The sequence below is a fragment of the Microbacterium sp. CFBP9023 genome (assembly GCF_034045055.1).
Taxonomy (GTDB): Bacteria; Actinomycetota; Actinomycetes; order Actinomycetales; family Microbacteriaceae; genus Microbacterium.
This window is the reverse complement of record NZ_JAXCWI010000002.1, coordinates 558,674-574,562: the sequence shown is the minus strand read 5'-3', so window position 1 is coordinate 574,562 and position 15,889 is coordinate 558,674. Positions and strand designations below refer to the sequence as shown.

Below are 15,889 nucleotides of genomic sequence, written 5' to 3'. Positions count from 1 at the left end.
GCCGACGCATCGAGGGCCTGCGGTCCCATAAACTGCATGACGAAGACCTGCACACCAGAGGAGAGGGCGAATGGGCAAGTTCATCTACGAGGGCAGCGTGAAGACCGAGATCGAGGATCGCGCCCTCACCCACCTGCAGCTCGTGATGACCGCCAAGCTGCGACGCGCCGAGCCCTTCCCGTTCAGCTGGCGCGAAGACGCGAGCGTCGGCGGCGGCCGCACGACGGTGTGGGTGCAGCCGGGCAGCTCGCTCGTCTTCAAGTACTTCGGCAGCAGGCAGCCGTCGATCAACCGCGCCTGGATCGAGGCGCTCGCCTTCACCGCGAACGCGCCGAGCGGGCTGTATCTCGTTCCCGAGCCACAGGACACGTCCGGCCCCGTCGCGTCGGCCGACGACGAGCCTGCCGCTCCCGGGGCCTGAGCGGCCCGAGCCATTCACCTGTCGCACCCCGATCGTCGATCGAGGTGTCGATTGTCAACCCCCTCCCGAGGGCGCCGACGGGCCGCGAGTCTCGTTGAACGCCCGACTCAGGCCACGCACGATGATGGCGAGTCGCGAGGAAGAGGAGACACCATGGCAGACAGCACCCCCGACCCCCGCAGCCAGCACCGCGACGAGGAGTTCCCCGGTCAGCAGCAGAACCAGCCGGGACTGACCGACGACATGCGCCCGGCTCCGGACCACGGCGAGGAGTCGTACGTGGGCCACGGGCGTCTCGAGGGGCGTAGAGCCCTGATCACCGGCGGGGATTCCGGAATCGGCCGAGCCGTCGCGATCGCCTTCGCCCGCGAGGGAGCCGACGTGGCGATCGTGCACATGCCGGAGGAGCAGGCGGACGCCGACGAGACCATCGATCTCGTGCGCGCCGAAGGCCGCCAGGGGCTGAGCCTCGCCGGCGACGTCCGCGACGAGGCCTTCGCCACCGAGGTGGTGACCGAGACGCGGAGCGCCCTCGGCGGCCTCGACATCCTGGTGCTGAACGCCGCGTACCAGCACGACATCGACGGCTTCGAGAATCTCGAGACCGACCGCCTCCGCCGCGTGTTCGAGACCAACCTCTTCGGCCTGCTGTACTCGGCCAGGGCCGCGTACCCGCATCTGGAGTCCGGCTCCAGCATCATCGTCACGTCGTCCGTGCAGGCCTTCGAGCCGTCGCCCAACCTCATCGACTACGCGATGACCAAGGCGGCGCAGGTCGCGTTCGTCAAGGCGCTCGCCGAGGAGGTGGGAGAGCGCGGCATCCGCGTGAACGCCGTCGCTCCCGGCCCCATCTGGACGCCGCTGATCCCGGCCACCGGCTGGTCGGACGAACGGGTGAAGACCTTCGGATCCGACACGCCTCTCGGCCGGGCCGGACAGCCCGCAGAGCTCGCCGGCGCCTACGTGTACCTCGCGTCGGCGGAGTCGTCGTACACCTCCGGCGCCGTGCTCGCGGTCACCGGCGGCAAGCACCTCTGACGGGGCCGGTTCGCCGGCATCCGCGCGCGCCGTAGGCTGGCTGGGTGAAGCAGTCCACGCCGTCCCGTCCGCTCGTGGGCGTCGTGCTCGTGGTCTGCTCCTGCCTGTCGCTGCCGTTCGGGGCCGCGGTCGCGGCCCAGCTCTTCCCGGTGCTCGGCCCGTGGGGTGTGACCTCGCTGCGCGTGGCGATCGCGGCGCTGCTGCTGGTCGTCATCGTGCGCCCGAGACCATTCCGGTGGTCGAAGTCGCAGTGGCTCGCCGCCGTGCTGTTCGGGGTCTCGCTCGCCGCGATGAACGGCTTCTTCTATGCCGCGATCGACCGCATCCCGCTTGGTCCGGCCGTCGCGATCGAGTTCCTCGGGCCGCTCGTCCTCGCCGCCGTGCTGACCAGGCGCCTCGTCGATGCCGCCTGGGTGGGGGTCGCGCTGCTCGGGATGGTACTGCTCGGCGTCGACGGACTGATCGGCGCCGAGCCCCTCGATCCGCTCGGGATCGTCTTCATCCTGATCGCCGCCGGCTTCTGGGCCATGTACATCCGGATGAGTGCCCGGGTGGGTGCCATCATCCCCGGCAGCAGCGGACTCGCGGTCGGCCTGGTCGTGGCCGCGATCCTGCTGATCCCGGTCGGTGTGCCGGCCGCGGTCACCGTCGCGGGCGACATGCAGCTGCTGCTGCTCGCCGCGGTCACCGCCGTGCTGTCGTCGGTGATCCCCTACAGCTTCGAGCTCGCCGCGCTGCGTCGCTTGCCGCAACGCGTGTTCGGCGTGCTCCTGAGCCTCGAGCCCGCATTCGCGACGCTCGCCGGGTGGCTGATCCTCGGGCAGTCGGCGACTCCGCTGCGGATGCTTGCGATCGCCCTGGTGGTGGCAGCGAGCGTCGGCACGACGCTCGGCGTGCGACGTCAGCGCCGTCGAGACGATGCGGCCGCAGCCCGAGAGGTCGGGACCGGGCCCGACGGCGCCCGCCGCGACGACGAGCCCGGTCCCTTCACCGCGCCGATCCCGCTGCCCGAATGACCGGCCGACCCGTCAGGCGCTGACCGCAGCAGGCACGGGCAGCGGATAGCGGCGCCGCAGCAGCATCCGCTGCACCAGCGTCCAGACCACGGTCACGGTGAGATACAGCGCGGCGGCGAGCGGCACGAACATCGCGAAGACGGCCGTCAGATAGTGCAGAGCGCTGGTCACACGCAGCATCGTCGGCGAGTTCAGCGGCGAGTCGTCGTCGACCACGGCCGGCCGGAAGACCCGTCGTGTGATCTCGGCCACCACGATCATCACGGCGATCAGCGCACCGAAGACCCACAGCGTCTCCGGCGTCGCCGTGCCGCCGAAGACGGCGGAGACGAAACTGGTGCCCAGCGGTGCACCGAACAGGTCGTGCGTGAGCAGGTCGTTCGGGTGCCCGGCGATGTCGGGGCGGATGAACAGCGTGTACAGGATGCCGACGACCGGCGCCTGAGCGAGGACCGGCAGCATCCCGGCGAACGGAGACGTGTTCTCGGAGCGGTAGAGCTCGAGCATCTCCTTCTGCAGGCGCTCGGGATTCTTCTTGTGCCGGCGCTGCAATTCTCGCAGCCGAGGAGCCAGGCGCGCTCTGGTCTGCTCGGCCTTCGCCTGCGAGACGCCGACGGGAATCAGCAGGGCGCGCACGAGAAGCGTGACGAGCACCACGGCGAGTGCGGCGGCGGATGCTCCGGCGAGCGGTTCGAGCAGTGCGGAGAGCCCGGCGAGGGCGCCGTACGCCGCGTCGAGCAGGAAGGTCAGGGGTGGGAAGGCGAAGATGTCCATGGAAGTCCGTTCGTGTGTCGGGAAGGGTCGGCGAAAGCCGCGCAGTCCCGTACGAGGACGGACTACGCGGAGACGGCGACTCCCGGCGCACGAGGACGCGGGTGACCGGCGGCGTCAGGATCGCTCTGGGCGAGCAGGGTCGAGACGTCGATCGCCCGCAGCGGGTGCGGGGCGCTGCGTGGAGAGGGCGGTGCGACGCTCAGCGCCACGGCGATCGTGAGGGTCGTCAGGGCGATCAGCGCGATCGCGACACCGAGTGCCGCGGCATCCGGCACCGCGATGACCCCGAGCGCGGCCGCGACGAAGCCGAGCATCTGCCCGAACCATTCGCTCATGCGCGCCTCCCTGATCCCTCACGCCGAGATTATCACCGGCATCCGAGTGCGGCGTCGGTCGCGCGCCCGCCTCGGGGCAGGGGAGCGGAGATAGCCTCGAAGCATGAGTGATCTGCGCGCACTGCTCGGCATCGAACACCCCATCATCCTCGGTCCGTTCGGCGGGCTCTCCTCCGTCCGGCTCACGGCGGCGGTCAGCGAGGCCGGCGGCCTCGGGGGCTATGGGCTCTACGGCTACGACGCCGACCGCATCGGCGCGACGATCGCGTCTCTGCGGGAGGCGACCTCGCGTCCTTTCGCGGTGAACATCTGGCTGCCGACCGGCGACGAGGTCGAGCCGAATCCGCAGCACACCGTGTTCGCGCAGGCGCTGCAGCCGTTCTACGACGCGGTCGGACTCGAGGTGCCCGCCCGCCCCGAGCGCTACCTGCCTCCCCTCGACGAGCAGCTCGGCGCGATCTTCGAGGCGGCACCACCCGTGCTGAGCACCGTCTTCGGGGTTCCGTCCGGGGCCGTCGTCGACGAGGCGCACCGCCGCGGCATCCGTGTCGTGGCAACCGCGACGACCGTCGCCGAAGCCGTCGCACTCGCGGGCGCCGGGGTCGACGCCGTCGTCGCGACCGGCTTCGAGGCCGGCGGCCATCGGGTGTCGTTCCTCCGTCCGGCCGAGGAATCGCTCGTCGGGACCTTCGCACTCGTGCCGCAGGTCGTGGATGCCGTCGATGTGCCGGTCATCGCGGCCGGCGGCATCGCCGACAGGCGCGGAGTCGCCGCCGCGTTCGCGCTCGGAGCGTCAGCCGTGCAGGTCGGCACGGCCTTCCTCGCGACGGCGGAGTCGGCGGCGAACCAGGCGCATCGCGACGCCATCCGCTCCACCGCCGCCGACGGCACCGTTCTCACGAAGGCGATGAGCGGACGCCTCGCCCGCGGCACCCGCAACCGTGCGGTGCGGGCGATCGAGGCGAGCGGGACGATCGCCCCGTTCCCGATGCAGAACTGGCTCACCGGCCGATTCCGCGCGGCAGCGGGCGAACAGAACCTCGGCGAGTTGCAGTCGCTCTGGATGGGTCAGGGCGCGGCACTGGCCGGTCATGCGACCGCCGCCGAGGCCTTCGCCGAACTGCTGGCGGGAGTGCCGGAGGCCCGGTGAGGGTCGTTGTCGATCCGGGCTGTGAAGCTGGCCAGGTACGGGGGCTTGCCAGCGACGTCATCGGCTAGAGGCGTCGCACCCCTCTGAGCACCCCGGGTCAGAGGATGACGGTGGACCGGCCGTGGACGATCACACGGTCCTCGGCATGCCACTGCACGGCACGGGCGAGAACGAGGCGTTCGACGTCGGCGCCGCGCTGCTGCAGATCGGCGGCCGACTCCGAGTGCGTGACACGGGTGACATCCTGCTCGATGATCGGTCCCTCATCGAGATCCGCCGTCGCGTAGTGCGCGGTGGCTCCGATCAGCTTCACACCGCGGTCCTTCGCCCTCGCATACGGGTTCGCCCCGATGAACGCGGGGAGGAAGGAATGGTGGATGTTGATGATCGGGGCGCCGAGACCCTCGATGAAGTCGTCGGTGAGGATCTGCATGTACCGGGCGAGGACCACCAGATCCACGTTGCCGCGCAGGAGCTCGAGCTGACGCTGTTCCATCGTCTGCTTGTCGCCTGAGGGGATGTGCACGAACGGCACCCCGAACGAGCGTACGGACTCGGCGAGGTCGGGGTGGTTCGAGACGACCATCGTGACGTCGATGTCGAGCTGGCCTCGCTGCGTGCGCCACAGCAGCTCCATCAGGCAGTGGTCGTACTTCGAGACGAAGATCGCGACGCGCTTGCGCCGCGCGGTGTCGTGCAGCGACCACTCCATGCCGAACCGCTCGGCGACCTGAGCCAGATCGGCTTCGAGAGCCGTGCGCGCCGCAGAGAGCCCGGGGAGGTGGATCACCGTGCGCTGGAAGAACCGGCCGCCCTCGGAGTCGGTGGAGTGCTGGTCGAGCGAGATGATGTTCGCGCCGTGGACGGAGAGCACGCCGGCGACGGCGGCGACGATGCCGGGCTGATCATCGCAGGCGATCAGCAGGCGGGCGGTGTCGGGCTGAGACATGAGGGCTCCTCGGGGGTGTGCATCGATTCTGCCGTGGATGCGACCACCGGGCGAATCGGACGCATCGCGACGACGGGTCGCTACTCTGGGAGCGTGGACGCGGGCGATCTCGGACTGGTGCTGATCCCGCTGCTCGCCGTGCCAGCGCCGCTGCTGGCGCGCGGCATCCGACCCCTCATCCGCGTGCCGATCATCGTGTTCGAGCTCGTCCTCGGGATTCTCGCGGGGCCCGCGGTGCTCGGCTGGGTCGAGCCGACGCCCATCCTCGAGAAGCTCAGTGATTTCGGTCTCGCGATGCTGTTCTTCATCGCGGGCTCCGAGATCGACTTCCGGGCGGTCGCCGGACGGCCCCTCGTCCGCGCCTCGATCGGGTGGGCCATCAGCGTGGTGCTGGGCATCGGGATCGGCTTCCTCCTCGCCCCGGGCGAGGGGATGGTCGTGATCGCGATCGCCCTCAGCTCCACCGCACTCGGCACGCTGATGCCGATAATCAGGGATGCGCAGGAGACCGACACCCCGTTCGGGCGAGCGGTCACCGTGATCGGCGCGGTCGGCGAGTTCCTGCCGCTGATCGCGATCTCGCTCTTCCTCAGCACCCGCACCACCCCGCTCGCCACCGCGGTGCTGCTCGCCTTCGTCGTGCTCGCGGGGCTCGCCGTGCTCATGGCTCGGAGGATGCCGCACGGGCGCCTCCACTCGTTCGTGCGTGCGACCCTGCACACCTCCGACCAGTTCGGCGTGCGGTTCGTGCTGCTGCTCATCGCGTCGCTGGTCGGCCTCAGCGTCGTGCTCGACCTCGACATGCTGCTGGGTGCATTCGTCGCCGGAGCGGTGTGGCGCATCATCATGGCGCGCGCGCCCGAGAAGGACGCCGAGGCGGTCGAGACGAAGCTCGAGGCCATCGCGTTCGGCTTCCTCGTGCCGATCTTCTTTCTCTACACGGGCGTGAACTTCGACCTGCAGGCGCTCACCGGCTCGTCGTCGGCGATGCTGATGCTTCCGCTGTTCCTCCTCGCGCTGCTCGTGCTCCGAGGCACGACCGCGCAGCTCTCCGCGCCGACGGGCGCGAGCGCCAGGGACCGCACGGCGATCGGGCTGCTGGCCGCCACCGGGCTGCCCATCATCGTCGCCGTGACGGCGATCGGGGTGGATCAGAAGATGATCGACACCGGCACGGCGGCAGCACTCGTCGGGGCCGGGATGCTGTCGGTGCTGCTGTTCCCCCTGATCGGGATGCTGATCCGCGGCGAGGCGGCACGACTCGTCGACCCGGCGCTCGTCCGCGAGACACCGCAGGGGGAGCTGTGACGGCCGCGTCCGCGCTCGTCGCCGACGCGGTGCGTGCGCTCGCCGGCCTTCCGAAGGAGGGACTCGGTGAAGAGCGCGAATCGCGGTGGCGCGGACGCCGCATCGTGCGGGTGGGCGAGGCGTGGCACTTGGGCGTGCTGCTGCTCACCGAGACGCACGCACTGGCGACCGCCGAGGTGCTGAGGGCCGCCGATCCGGGGCGCCGCGGCTACACGGCGGAGTCCGCGCGCGAGCGCGCAGAACGACGTGCCCTGGCACTGCGGGGCGGGTTCGACGAGGGCGATGTCGTGCACGTCGGGTGGTCGGTGATCGACCTCGCCGCCGTGGACGCGGGCGGAGCATCCGGGCCTCTGGCGATGGTCGACACGGTGCCATCCGTGCGATGGAGCACGGCAGGCGGTTGGATGCCGCTCGAGGCATACCTCCGCGAACGGGTCGAGCTGCTGCGCGGCTGAGGCGACGGGCTCGCCTGACCGGCTGAGCCCGCGAGTCAGGATGAGCCCGCGGGCGTCAGGCTGCCGCGAACGTCTGCGCGAAACGGCGCAGCAGCGCCGCACCCTCCGTCACGGATGCCGACAGCACCTGCCCCTGCACGGCGTCGAACTCGTCGGGGTCGAAGTACCCGGTGGTGCGATAGAACGTCATCCGATCGGCGAAGTCCCGCGGAGTCGGCTCCGGATGGAACTGCGCCGTGTAGAGGTGGGTGCCCACCCGATACGCCTGCACGGGACAGGTGTCGTTCGTGGCGAGCAGCACCGCGCCCTCCGGCAGAGCCGCGGCGCTCTCCTTGTGAGCGGTGAAGACGGTGAGCGCGGGGGAGCTCGGACCGAAGACGGGGTCCGCGGCGCCGGCGGCGGTGGTCTCGATCACGGTGGCGCTCGCCGACTCGGGGGTGTCCGACGTGACCTGGCCGCCGAGCATCCGCGTCACCACGCCGATGCTGAAGCAGGTGAAGAAGGCGGCGACCTGCGAGTCGATCGCCAGCCGCGCGATGTGCTCGAGATCCGCTTCGACCCTCAGCTGCACGGCGGACTTCTCGACGTCGCTGACGTTGAACGGCGAGCCGCCGACGACGACGCCGCTGTATCGCGCGAGGCGCGCGGGGTCGAGGCGCTCGGTGAGCAGGTCGAGGCGGTCGACGACGTCGACGCCGAGCGCCCGTCGGAACGAGGCGTGCTCGGCATCCGCCGCCCCGAGTTCGGGGCGCACACAGACGTAGAGAAGCGAGACCACCACGAGAGTCTAACGACGACGGGACACGGTCGACGTCGCCGCCGACTCCGACCACATCACGGAGCCGCCGCGGAGCCGTCGCGGTGGCGGCGCGCTCGCGTCATCGGGACGAGTTTGACGTGCGGCCGCGCACGATCCCGACGAACGTCTCGACGTCGGGGGTGGTGTGATCGCGGCGCCAAGCCAGGGCGACCGTCGAGGTGGGGCCGTCGGCCAGGGGTCGGTGGCCGACATCCTTGCGGTGGTGCAGGCGTGCGAGCGACATGGGGACGATCACGATGCCCGTCCCGGTGGCGGCGGTCACGATGGCGTCCGCGACCGACAGCGGTGCGAAGGCCGGCGCGACGGCACCCGGGATGTCGATCGGACCGAGCGCATCGTCGGTCGGGACCATCACGATCTCGCCCGACAGATCGGCGACGGTCAGGTCGTCGGCCGCGAGGAGGTGCGACTCGATCGATGCGACCACCACCGGCACCTCGTCGTACAGCGTGATGATGTGCAGGTTCTCATCTGCCAGCGGCAGGCGCACGAGGGCCGCATCGAGGTCGCCGATGGCGTCTCGCTGATCGGCGACCTCGATCGTCACCAGCTCGATGGGCACATGCGGCATCCGCTGCTTCCAGGCATCGATCCACTTGCCCGGCGTCGCGCCGGGGACGACCCCGAGACGGAATGTGCGCGGCTGCTCCGGTTCGGTGTCGGGCGCGTCGAAGACGACCTTGGCGGTCTTCTTCGGAGGCTTGGGTGGCGGGAACCGCTGAGCCGGTGCGGCCTTGTTGCGCCGCACGGGCGAGCCCTTGCCGGCACGTCCTGCCGGTCGTCGTCCCTGAGTCGCCATGTGCTCCAGGGTACCCGGCGGATGCGGTGAGACGTTCTGAGAGCGCGGCCGATCAGGCCGCGAGCCACAGCCCCTTCGGGTCGGTGGCGACCGTCAGTCCGGCCGCGACCGTCTCGTCGTCGCCGATGCGCGCACCGCGGACGATCCGCGCTCCCGCGCCGACCTCGGTGCGGACGCCGATGTGCGCGCCGTCTCCGACGGCGGCACCCTGGCCGATGTGTGCGTGCGCGTCGACGTGCGCACCCTCGCCGATCACGGCATCCGGTTCGATCCATGCGCCGCGGGCGATGGTCGCCCCCGCGCCGATACGGGCGCCGGGTTCGATGTAGGCGCCCGCTTCGATGTGCGCCTTCGGATGGACCTTCGCGCCGTGCGCGACGAGACCGCGACCGTTGGCGTGCTTGCGGTATCGCAGCGTGGCGCCCTGGTCGTTCTCGATGTCGACGTAGTTCTTTCCCACGATTCCTCCCGTGTTCCGGAGTTCTCCGGATATATCAATAACCACGGGGGTGCTGGATTCATTCCCGAGCATGGATGCGGGTCATCGCTGACACACGGGGCACCAGAATGTGATCCTCTCGCGGGTCGGATCCGCGCCCTGCTCGCCGCGTCTGATGGGGGTTCCGCAGCGGCGGCACTGGCGTCCGGCACGTCCGTACACCCACGTCCCCTGACCGGGGCGGTCGACTCCGGTGAAGGTGCGATGGCGACGATCGCGGTTCGCGCGGATCGTGCGCACGCCGAGGTCGAGCAGTGCGGGAACGTCGACCTCCGGTGCGGGGGTCGTCGGCAGGATTCCGCGGAGGAACAGGAGTTCCGCGGCGTATTCGTTGCCGAACCCCGCGACGTTGCGCTGGTCGAGAAGGGCGACGTGGATGCTGCGGGTGTCGGCGCTCACGCGTCTGGCGGCCTCGACGGCATCCCAGTCCGGGCCGAGCGGATCGGGGCCGAGATGGCCGACGAGCTCGTCCTCGTCGCGGGTCGGAACGACCTCGATCTCGGCGAGGTCGATGCCCACCGCCTCGCGCTGCGCCGTGCCGACGATCGCGCGGACCTTGAACGCCGGATGCCGCCACTTCTCACCCGCCCGGTAGACGAGCCAGGCGCCGTCCATGCGCAGATGGGAATGCAGCGTGCTGTCGCCGATCCGCAGCAGCAGATGCTTGCCGCGCGCGATCGACGAGAGGATCGGCTGACCCGTCAGATCGAGCGTCGCGAATCGCGGCACCCGAAGGTCGAAGCGCGCCACCTCGCCGCCGACCAGCGCCTCGTCGAGACGTCTGGCGGTGCGGAAGACGGTATCGCCCTCGGGCATCAGGCGTGCCCTGACCCGGGGGGTGGCGGCAGCGGCGCCGAGACGCTGCCCGGCGGGGGAGGCGGAGGAGTGTGCTGTGGAGTGTGCTGTGGCAGCGGCGTGCGCTGCAGCATGGTGCGCGCGAGGGCAGTGGCACCCGCGACAGCGGCGGGCATGACCGCGACAGCCCCGCCGGGGATCAGAAAGCACAGCTGCGTGGCGACACCGAAGCCGAGCACGCGCGCGCGGCTGCCGCGGAACAGCACCGCCCGGTCGGCAGGGCTGAGATCGCGGGCGTCGAACGCCCGCCCGGTGAGCTCGCGGGCGAGCATCCGTCCCGACAGCACGACGCCGCCCACCGCACCGAGGAATCCGCCGATGAGAGGGATGAGACCGAGGAGCAGCACGGCGATCGCGATCAGGATGCCGAGGACCACGAGTCTCAGGCCCTCGCCGACCGCCATCCAGAATCCGCCGCCGTCCGAGGGCGGGGCGTCGCCGAGATCGGCCTCGACAGCGCGCCAGATGCGCTGGTAGAACGGGTCGCCGATCGTCAGGGCGAGGGCGCTGAACACGGCGCTCGCGAGTGCGAGCGCCGCGGCGAAGATCACGATGCCTACGGCGGCGCGCAGCACCGAGCGCCAGGCCGGGATCCAGCCGTCGGCGAAGGGGGTGAGACCGTCGGAGATCGGCCCGAGAGTGAGCGCCAGCGGTATGAGTCCGGCGAGCAGCACCAGCGCGGCGATGAAGCCCGGTACGAGACCGAGGGCCATGAGCCCCGGTCGGCGCCGCCATGTGCCGAAACCGCGCAGCAGGGTGCGGACGCCGCTGATGAACTCCCCGATCATGCGTCCAGCCTAGAAGCAGTGGTCATGGGCCGGTCAGATCGCCTTGCGCAGCGTGTAGCCGCGGGGGGTGGCCACGAATCCGGACTCCTGCAGAGCGAGGGCGAGCTCGGTGCCGTACACGCCTTCGCCGTTGACCTTCTCGACCGTGAGGGTGTCGAGGCGCCGCGCACGGGCGGTCGCTGCGAGGTCGGTCGCTGCCGCGCGCAGCACCTCGGCGTCGTCGGTGAAGCACAGCACCGTGCGTCCCCCGCGTTCGAGGTAGAGGATGAGCGATCCGTCGACGATCACCACCAGGCCTCCGGCCTTGCGCCCGGGGCGATGCGAGACCTCGTCGCGCTTGGGCCATCCGAGCGCCGCGCCGTAGGGGTTGGCGGGATCTGTCGCGGCGAGCGTGACGGCATTGCGGGGAGGCGGATCGGCGAGCCCGGCGAACGTGCGAAGTCGGTCGACGGTGGCGGATGCCGCGAACTGCGCCGCGCCGAGCCTCTCGATCACATAGCCGCGGCGGCAGTGCCCAGCCTCCTCGAAGCCGGCGAGGACCCGGTATGTCTGCGCGAACCCGCCCGGCACGCCCTCGGCCTGCACGGCTCCGCGGGTGACCACGCCGTAGCGGTCGAGGAGCAGCCCTGCGGTGACGGTCGCACGACGAGCGGCATCCGTGTCGACGGTGGGCAGCAGCGACCAGCGCCCGCCGATCGACGTCGGTCGGGGCGCGGTCCGTGCCAGCGACATCCCCCGATAGGTGCGCGTGCGCGGAGCGCGTCGGGTGACCCGGTGCGCCTGGGAACCACCGGCCAGCAGCGACCGGATCGGGGCGAAGGTGTCGTTGGTGACCCGGCCGCCCCACGTCAGCGCCCACAGCGCCTCGAGCACGGACTGCTCGTTCTCGGCGCCGGTCATGTCCTTCAGCTGACCGGCGAAGTACGCGCCACCCGCATCCAGCGCGATCAGCACTCGGGCCTCGAGCGAGTCGGCGGCGATCTCGTCGTCGGGCTCGGGCAGCGTGAACGGCGCGAGGTCTGCGGGATGCAGCGAGACCCAGCCGTCGCGCCCCGGCAGCGTGCCGTGGCCCGACCAGATGACCTCTCCCGAGGCAGTGAGCTCGTCGAGCAGGGCGGGGGAGTAGTCGCGCACCCGAGAGGGCAGCACGAGCGACTCCCACGCGCTCGCGGGCACGGGCACCCCGGCGAACTGCTCGATCACCGCGAGCACCCCGTCGAGTCCCTCGAGCGGGCGTCCCAGGTGCTGCCAGTCCGGCAGGAAGCGCGCATACGCCTCGGGTGACACGGGCTCGACGCTGCCTCGGATCGCGGCGAGCGACCGCATCCGCAGGCGGCGCAGCACCTCGGTGTCGCACCATTCGGTCTCGTTCTTCGTGCCCGAGGCCTCGGGCAGGAAGTAACCGCTGGTCAGTCTGCCCGAGTGCTCGAGCCGCTGCAGCGTATGCCGCGCGACGGCGGCGCCGAGCCCGAATCGCGTCGCGACGGCATCCGTCGTGAAGGGACCATGCGTGCGGGCATAGCGCGCGATGAGGTCGCCGAGCGGATCGGCGAGCGGTTCGAGGAATGCGACGGGGATGCCGGTGGGCAGCGCGGCACCGAGTGCGTCACGCAGCCGACCGGCGTCCTCGATGGCTGCGACGCGCGTGGTGCCGGCGACGGTGACGGGGATCGCGCGGCGAGCGGCGATCAGCGCGTCGAGGTGGTCGGATGCGGACCCCGTCTCCGGGTCGAGTCGTGCGTCGATCTCGGCGGCATCCATCGGACCGAGCATCCGCAGCAGATCGGCGACGCCTTCGAGACCTCGCGCTCGTCGCTCGGGGTCGAGGCGCTGCGCTTCTCTCTCGAATTGGGCGATGACGTCGGGGTCGAGCAGCTCGCGGAGCTCGATTGTGCCGAGCAGCTCGCCGAGCAGCGCGGGGTCGACCGAGAGGGCGGCCGCCCGGCGCTCGGCGAGGGGGGAGTCCCCTTCGTACATGAAGGCACCGACGTAGCCGAACAGCAGGTCGCGGGCGAAGGGCGAGGGCTGAGGCGGCTGCGTCTCGACGAGCCGGATGCGCCGGTCGGCGATCGACACCGCCAGCGTGCGCAGCGAGGGCAGGTCGTAGACGTCCTGCAGGACCTCACGGAGCGTCTCGAGGATCACGGGGAACGTCGGGTGCCGGCGCGCCACCTCGAGCAGCTGCGCCGAACGCTGACGCTGCTGCCACAGCGGGGTGCGCCGGTTGGGGTTGGTGCGCGGCATGAGCAGCGCGCGCGCCGCGCATTCGCGGAAGCGCGACGCGAACAGCGCCGAGCCGCCGACCTCCTGGGTGACGAGCTGCTCGAGTTCATCCGGGTCGAACACGAAGAGCTCGGCCCCGGGCGGCTCGGCCTCGGCATCCGGGATGCGCACGATGATGCCGTCGTCGCTCGCGACCGCAGAGCCCTCGACTCCGAGTCGCTCGCGGATGCGGGCGTTGATCGCCAGCGCCCACGGTGCATGCACCTTCATGCCGTACGGGGAATGAAGGATGACCCGCCAGTCGCCGACCTCGTCGCGCCCGCGCTCGACCGTCAGAGTGCGATCGGTCGGCAGCGTTCCGGTCGCTTCGCGCTGCTCGGTCAGGTGCGCCATCAGGTTCATCCGCGCCTGCGCGTCGAGTCCGGCTTCGATCAGTCGCTGGGCGGCCTTCTCGGGAGTCGCGGCGGAGACCTCTCGCGAGAACCTCCCCAGCGCCTCGCCGAGCTCGAACGGTCGGCCGATGCCGTCTCCGTGCCAGAACGGCACCTTGCCGGGCTGGCCGTAGGCGGGGATGACGTTGACCCGGTCATGGGTGATCTCGGCGATCCGCCAGCTCGTCGTGCCGAGCGTGAAGACGTCGCCCACTCGCGACTCGTAGACCATCTCCTCGTCGAGCTCGCCGACGCGGGCGCCGGTCGACTCGCCGGCGACGAAGACCCCGAAGAGTCCGCGATCGGGGATCGTGCCCCCGCTCGTGACGGCGATGCGCTGCGCGCCCGGACGTCCGGTCAGGGTGCCGGCGTCTCTGTCCCACACCAGCCGCGGGCGGAGCTCGGCGAACTCATCGGAGGGGAACCGTCCGGCGAGCAGGTCGAGCGTCGCCTCGTAGGCCGATCGCGGGAGCGACTGGAACGGAGCCGAGCGACGCACGGTCTCGAACCACTCCTCGACGCTGATCTCGCCGAGGGCGCTGGCGGCGACCGTCTGCTGCGCGAGGATGTCGAGTGGATTGCGGGGCACCTGGATCGCCTCGATCTTGCCCGCCAGCATCCGCTCGGTGACGATCGCGGTGTGCAGCACGTCGCCGCGGTGCTTCGGGAAGAGGGCGGCCCGGCTGATCTCGCCGACCTGGTGACCTGCTCGCCCGACGCGCTGCAGACCGGAGGCCGCGGACGGCGGAGCCTCGACCTGGATCACCAGGTCGACCGCACCCATGTCGATGCCGAGCTCGAGGCTGCTCGTCGCGACGACGCAGCGCAGGACACCGGACTTGAGCTCTTCTTCGACCTGGGCGCGCTGCTCTTTCGAGACCGACCCGTGGTGCGCCTTGGCGAGCACGGGGTCTGCTCCGGCGGTGGCACCTGCCTGCGCCATCATGGCTGCCGGCACGGAGGCCTCGGGCAGTGCGACGCCGATGCGCTCGGAGTAGATCTCGTTGAGTCGCCCGGTGAGGCGCTCGGCGAGGCGACGCGAGTTGGAGAACACGATGGTCGACTTGTTCTGCAGGATGCGATCGACGATCGCCTCCTCGACGTGGGGCCACACGGAGCCGGTGACCTCGGTGTACTCCGCATCCGCCGCGTCTCCCGCGTCCTTCGGCGCGCCGGGAGGGGGTGGCGGATTGGTCATGTCGTCCATCGGCACCACGACGCCCAGCTCGAACGTCTTGGACGCCGGCGGCGCGACGATCTCGACAGGCGCCGCGCCGCCGAGGAACCGCGCGACCTCGTCGATCGGACGCACGGTGGCCGACAGTCCGATGCGCTGTGCGGGTTGGTCGTGGCCGTGGGTGCGACGCAGCGCATCGAGACGCTCGAGGCTCACCGCGAGGTGGGCTCCGCGCTTGGTCGCGGCGACCGCGTGCACCTCGTCGATGATGACCGTGTGCACATCGCGAAGCGTCTCGCCGGCGCGACTGGTGAGCATCAGATACAGCGACTCGGGGGTGGTGATGAGGATGTCGGGCGGATCGGAGACCAGCTTGCGGCGATCGCTCGAGGTCGTGTCGCCCGAGCGCACGCCGACCGTCACCGAAGGGGCCTCGACGCCGAGCCGCCTGGCCGACTGGCCGATGCCGATGAGGGGCGAGCGCAGGTTGCGCTCCACGTCGACGCCGAGCGCCTTCAGCGGCGAGATGTAGAGGATGCGCGTGCGCGAGGCGTCGGCGGCCTTCGTGCGCTTCGCGGGAGGGGTGGGCTGCTCGATGCGCTCGCGGAACACGCTGTCGATCGCCCAGAGGAAGGCCGAGAGCGTCTTGCCCGAGCCGGTCGGTGCGACGACGAGCGCGTGCTTTCCGGCAGAGATCGCATTCCAGGCGCCCGACTGGGCGGGCGTGGGTTCGGGAAACGCACCCCGGAACCAGTCTTGCGTGGCAGGGGTGAAGCGTTCGAGCACGTCGCTCATCCCTCCATCATCACCCGTGCCACCGACATCGGGGTCGGCATTGTCCGAGGGTGCGG

At 70.8% G+C, this 15,889-nt stretch carries 15 protein-coding genes; 6 read left to right on the top strand and 9 right to left on the bottom strand.

The features are described 5' to 3' along the window. Positions 1-70 precede the first annotated feature (70 nt). The 3 genes from SOM10_RS13310 to SOM10_RS13300 all read left to right on the top strand — a co-directional run bounded on the left by SOM10_RS13310 (position 71) and on the right by SOM10_RS13300 (position 2,475). Positions 71-421 (top strand): ATP-dependent DNA ligase, encoded by a 351-nt coding sequence (locus tag SOM10_RS13310; protein WP_320490438.1) that lies wholly within the window; start codon positions 71-73, stop codon positions 419-421. A 153-nt stretch (positions 422-574) separates the two neighbouring features. Continuing rightward, the gene (locus SOM10_RS13305) at positions 575-1,459 is read left to right on the top strand and encodes an SDR family oxidoreductase (RefSeq protein WP_320490436.1); all 885 of its coding nucleotides are present in this window, start codon (positions 575-577) and stop codon (positions 1,457-1,459) included. 44 nt (positions 1,460-1,503) lie between these two features. Further along, positions 1,504-2,475, top strand: a complete 972-nt coding sequence (locus SOM10_RS13300; protein ID WP_320490435.1) for an EamA family transporter — start codon at positions 1,504-1,506, stop codon at positions 2,473-2,475. A gap of 12 nt (positions 2,476-2,487) precedes the next feature. Here SOM10_RS13300 and SOM10_RS13295 read toward each other — a convergent pair whose 3' ends face one another. Beyond that, a complete protein-coding gene (locus tag SOM10_RS13295) occupies positions 2,488-3,249 on the bottom strand; it encodes a YidC/Oxa1 family membrane protein insertase (protein ID WP_072591720.1) in 762 nt (253 codons plus the stop codon). 62 nt (positions 3,250-3,311) lie between these two features. After that, the gene (locus SOM10_RS13290) at positions 3,312-3,584 is read right to left on the bottom strand and encodes a DUF6412 domain-containing protein (RefSeq protein WP_053097575.1); all 273 of its coding nucleotides are present in this window, start codon (positions 3,582-3,584) and stop codon (positions 3,312-3,314) included. A 103-nt stretch (positions 3,585-3,687) separates the two neighbouring features. Between SOM10_RS13290 and SOM10_RS13285 the strand changes: the two genes are divergently transcribed. Further along, complete coding sequence (locus SOM10_RS13285; RefSeq protein ID WP_320490431.1) at positions 3,688-4,734, top strand: NAD(P)H-dependent flavin oxidoreductase; 1,047 nt, start codon at positions 3,688-3,690, stop codon at positions 4,732-4,734. Positions 4,735-4,831: 97 nt separating this feature from the next. Here SOM10_RS13285 and purU read toward each other — a convergent pair whose 3' ends face one another. After that, positions 4,832-5,683 (bottom strand): formyltetrahydrofolate deformylase, encoded by an 852-nt coding sequence (gene purU / locus SOM10_RS13280; RefSeq protein ID WP_056279633.1) that lies wholly within the window; start codon positions 5,681-5,683, stop codon positions 4,832-4,834. 93 nt (positions 5,684-5,776) lie between these two features. Here purU and SOM10_RS13275 point away from each other — a divergent pair, with 93 nt between their 5' ends. Then, entirely contained in the window at positions 5,777-6,991 is a 1,215-nt protein-coding gene (locus tag SOM10_RS13275) for a cation:proton antiporter (RefSeq protein WP_320490430.1), read from the top strand. Beyond that, positions 6,988-7,446: a hypothetical protein gene (locus tag SOM10_RS13270; RefSeq protein ID WP_053097572.1), complete on the top strand. Its 459-nt coding sequence runs from the start codon at positions 6,988-6,990 to the stop codon at positions 7,444-7,446. The genes SOM10_RS13275 and SOM10_RS13270 overlap by 4 nt, the downstream gene beginning before the upstream one ends. 55 nt (positions 7,447-7,501) lie before the next feature. Here SOM10_RS13270 and SOM10_RS13265 read toward each other — a convergent pair whose 3' ends face one another. The 6 genes from SOM10_RS13265 to SOM10_RS13240 all read right to left on the bottom strand — a co-directional run bounded on the left by SOM10_RS13265 (position 7,502) and on the right by SOM10_RS13240 (position 15,833). Continuing rightward, complete coding sequence (locus tag SOM10_RS13265; protein ID WP_053099224.1) at positions 7,502-8,224, bottom strand: glutamine amidotransferase-related protein; 723 nt, start codon at positions 8,222-8,224, stop codon at positions 7,502-7,504. A gap of 100 nt (positions 8,225-8,324) precedes the next feature. Next, the gene (locus tag SOM10_RS13260) at positions 8,325-9,065 is read right to left on the bottom strand and encodes a LysR substrate-binding domain-containing protein (RefSeq protein WP_320490429.1); all 741 of its coding nucleotides are present in this window, start codon (positions 9,063-9,065) and stop codon (positions 8,325-8,327) included. 52 nt (positions 9,066-9,117) lie between these two features. Continuing rightward, the gene (locus SOM10_RS13255) at positions 9,118-9,525 is read right to left on the bottom strand and encodes a DapH/DapD/GlmU-related protein (protein WP_053097570.1); all 408 of its coding nucleotides are present in this window, start codon (positions 9,523-9,525) and stop codon (positions 9,118-9,120) included. Between the two features lie 81 nt (positions 9,526-9,606). Continuing rightward, complete coding sequence (locus tag SOM10_RS13250) at positions 9,607-10,380, bottom strand: DNA-formamidopyrimidine glycosylase family protein (protein ID WP_056280260.1); 774 nt, start codon at positions 10,378-10,380, stop codon at positions 9,607-9,609. Then, on the bottom strand, positions 10,380-11,207 hold the full coding sequence (locus SOM10_RS13245) for an EI24 domain-containing protein (protein WP_320490425.1): 828 nt from the start codon (positions 11,205-11,207) through the stop codon (positions 10,380-10,382). Before SOM10_RS13245 ends, SOM10_RS13250 begins: the two co-directional genes overlap by 1 nt. Before the next feature lie 33 nt (positions 11,208-11,240). Continuing rightward, positions 11,241-15,833, bottom strand: coding sequence for an ATP-dependent helicase (locus SOM10_RS13240; protein WP_320490423.1), 4,593 nt, complete (start codon positions 15,831-15,833; stop codon positions 11,241-11,243). Positions 15,834-15,889: the final 56 nt, after the last annotated feature.

Excerpts from the sequence above, each read along its gene's own strand:
- SOM10_RS13310 (WP_320490438.1), top strand. The coding sequence starts at position 71 with ATGGGCAAGTTCATCTACGAGGGCAGCGTGAAGACCGAGATCGAGGAT.
- SOM10_RS13305 (WP_320490436.1), top strand. The coding sequence starts at position 575 with ATGGCAGACAGCACCCCCGACCCCCGCAGCCAGCACCGCGACGAGGAG.
- SOM10_RS13295 (WP_072591720.1), bottom strand. The coding sequence starts at position 3,249 with ATGGACATCTTCGCCTTCCCACCCCTGACCTTCCTGCTCGACGCGGCG.
- SOM10_RS13290 (WP_053097575.1), bottom strand. The coding sequence starts at position 3,584 with ATGAGCGAATGGTTCGGGCAGATGCTCGGCTTCGTCGCGGCCGCGCTC.
- SOM10_RS13285 (WP_320490431.1), top strand. The coding sequence starts at position 3,688 with ATGAGTGATCTGCGCGCACTGCTCGGCATCGAACACCCCATCATCCTC.
- purU (WP_056279633.1), bottom strand. The coding sequence starts at position 5,683 with ATGTCTCAGCCCGACACCGCCCGCCTGCTGATCGCCTGCGATGATCAG.
- SOM10_RS13260 (WP_320490429.1), bottom strand. The coding sequence starts at position 9,065 with ATGGCGACTCAGGGACGACGACCGGCAGGACGTGCCGGCAAGGGCTCG.
- SOM10_RS13250 (WP_056280260.1), bottom strand. The coding sequence starts at position 10,380 with ATGCCCGAGGGCGATACCGTCTTCCGCACCGCCAGACGTCTCGACGAG.
- SOM10_RS13245 (WP_320490425.1), bottom strand. The coding sequence starts at position 11,207 with ATGATCGGGGAGTTCATCAGCGGCGTCCGCACCCTGCTGCGCGGTTTC.
- SOM10_RS13240 (WP_320490423.1), bottom strand. The coding sequence starts at position 15,833 with ATGAGCGACGTGCTCGAACGCTTCACCCCTGCCACGCAAGACTGGTTC.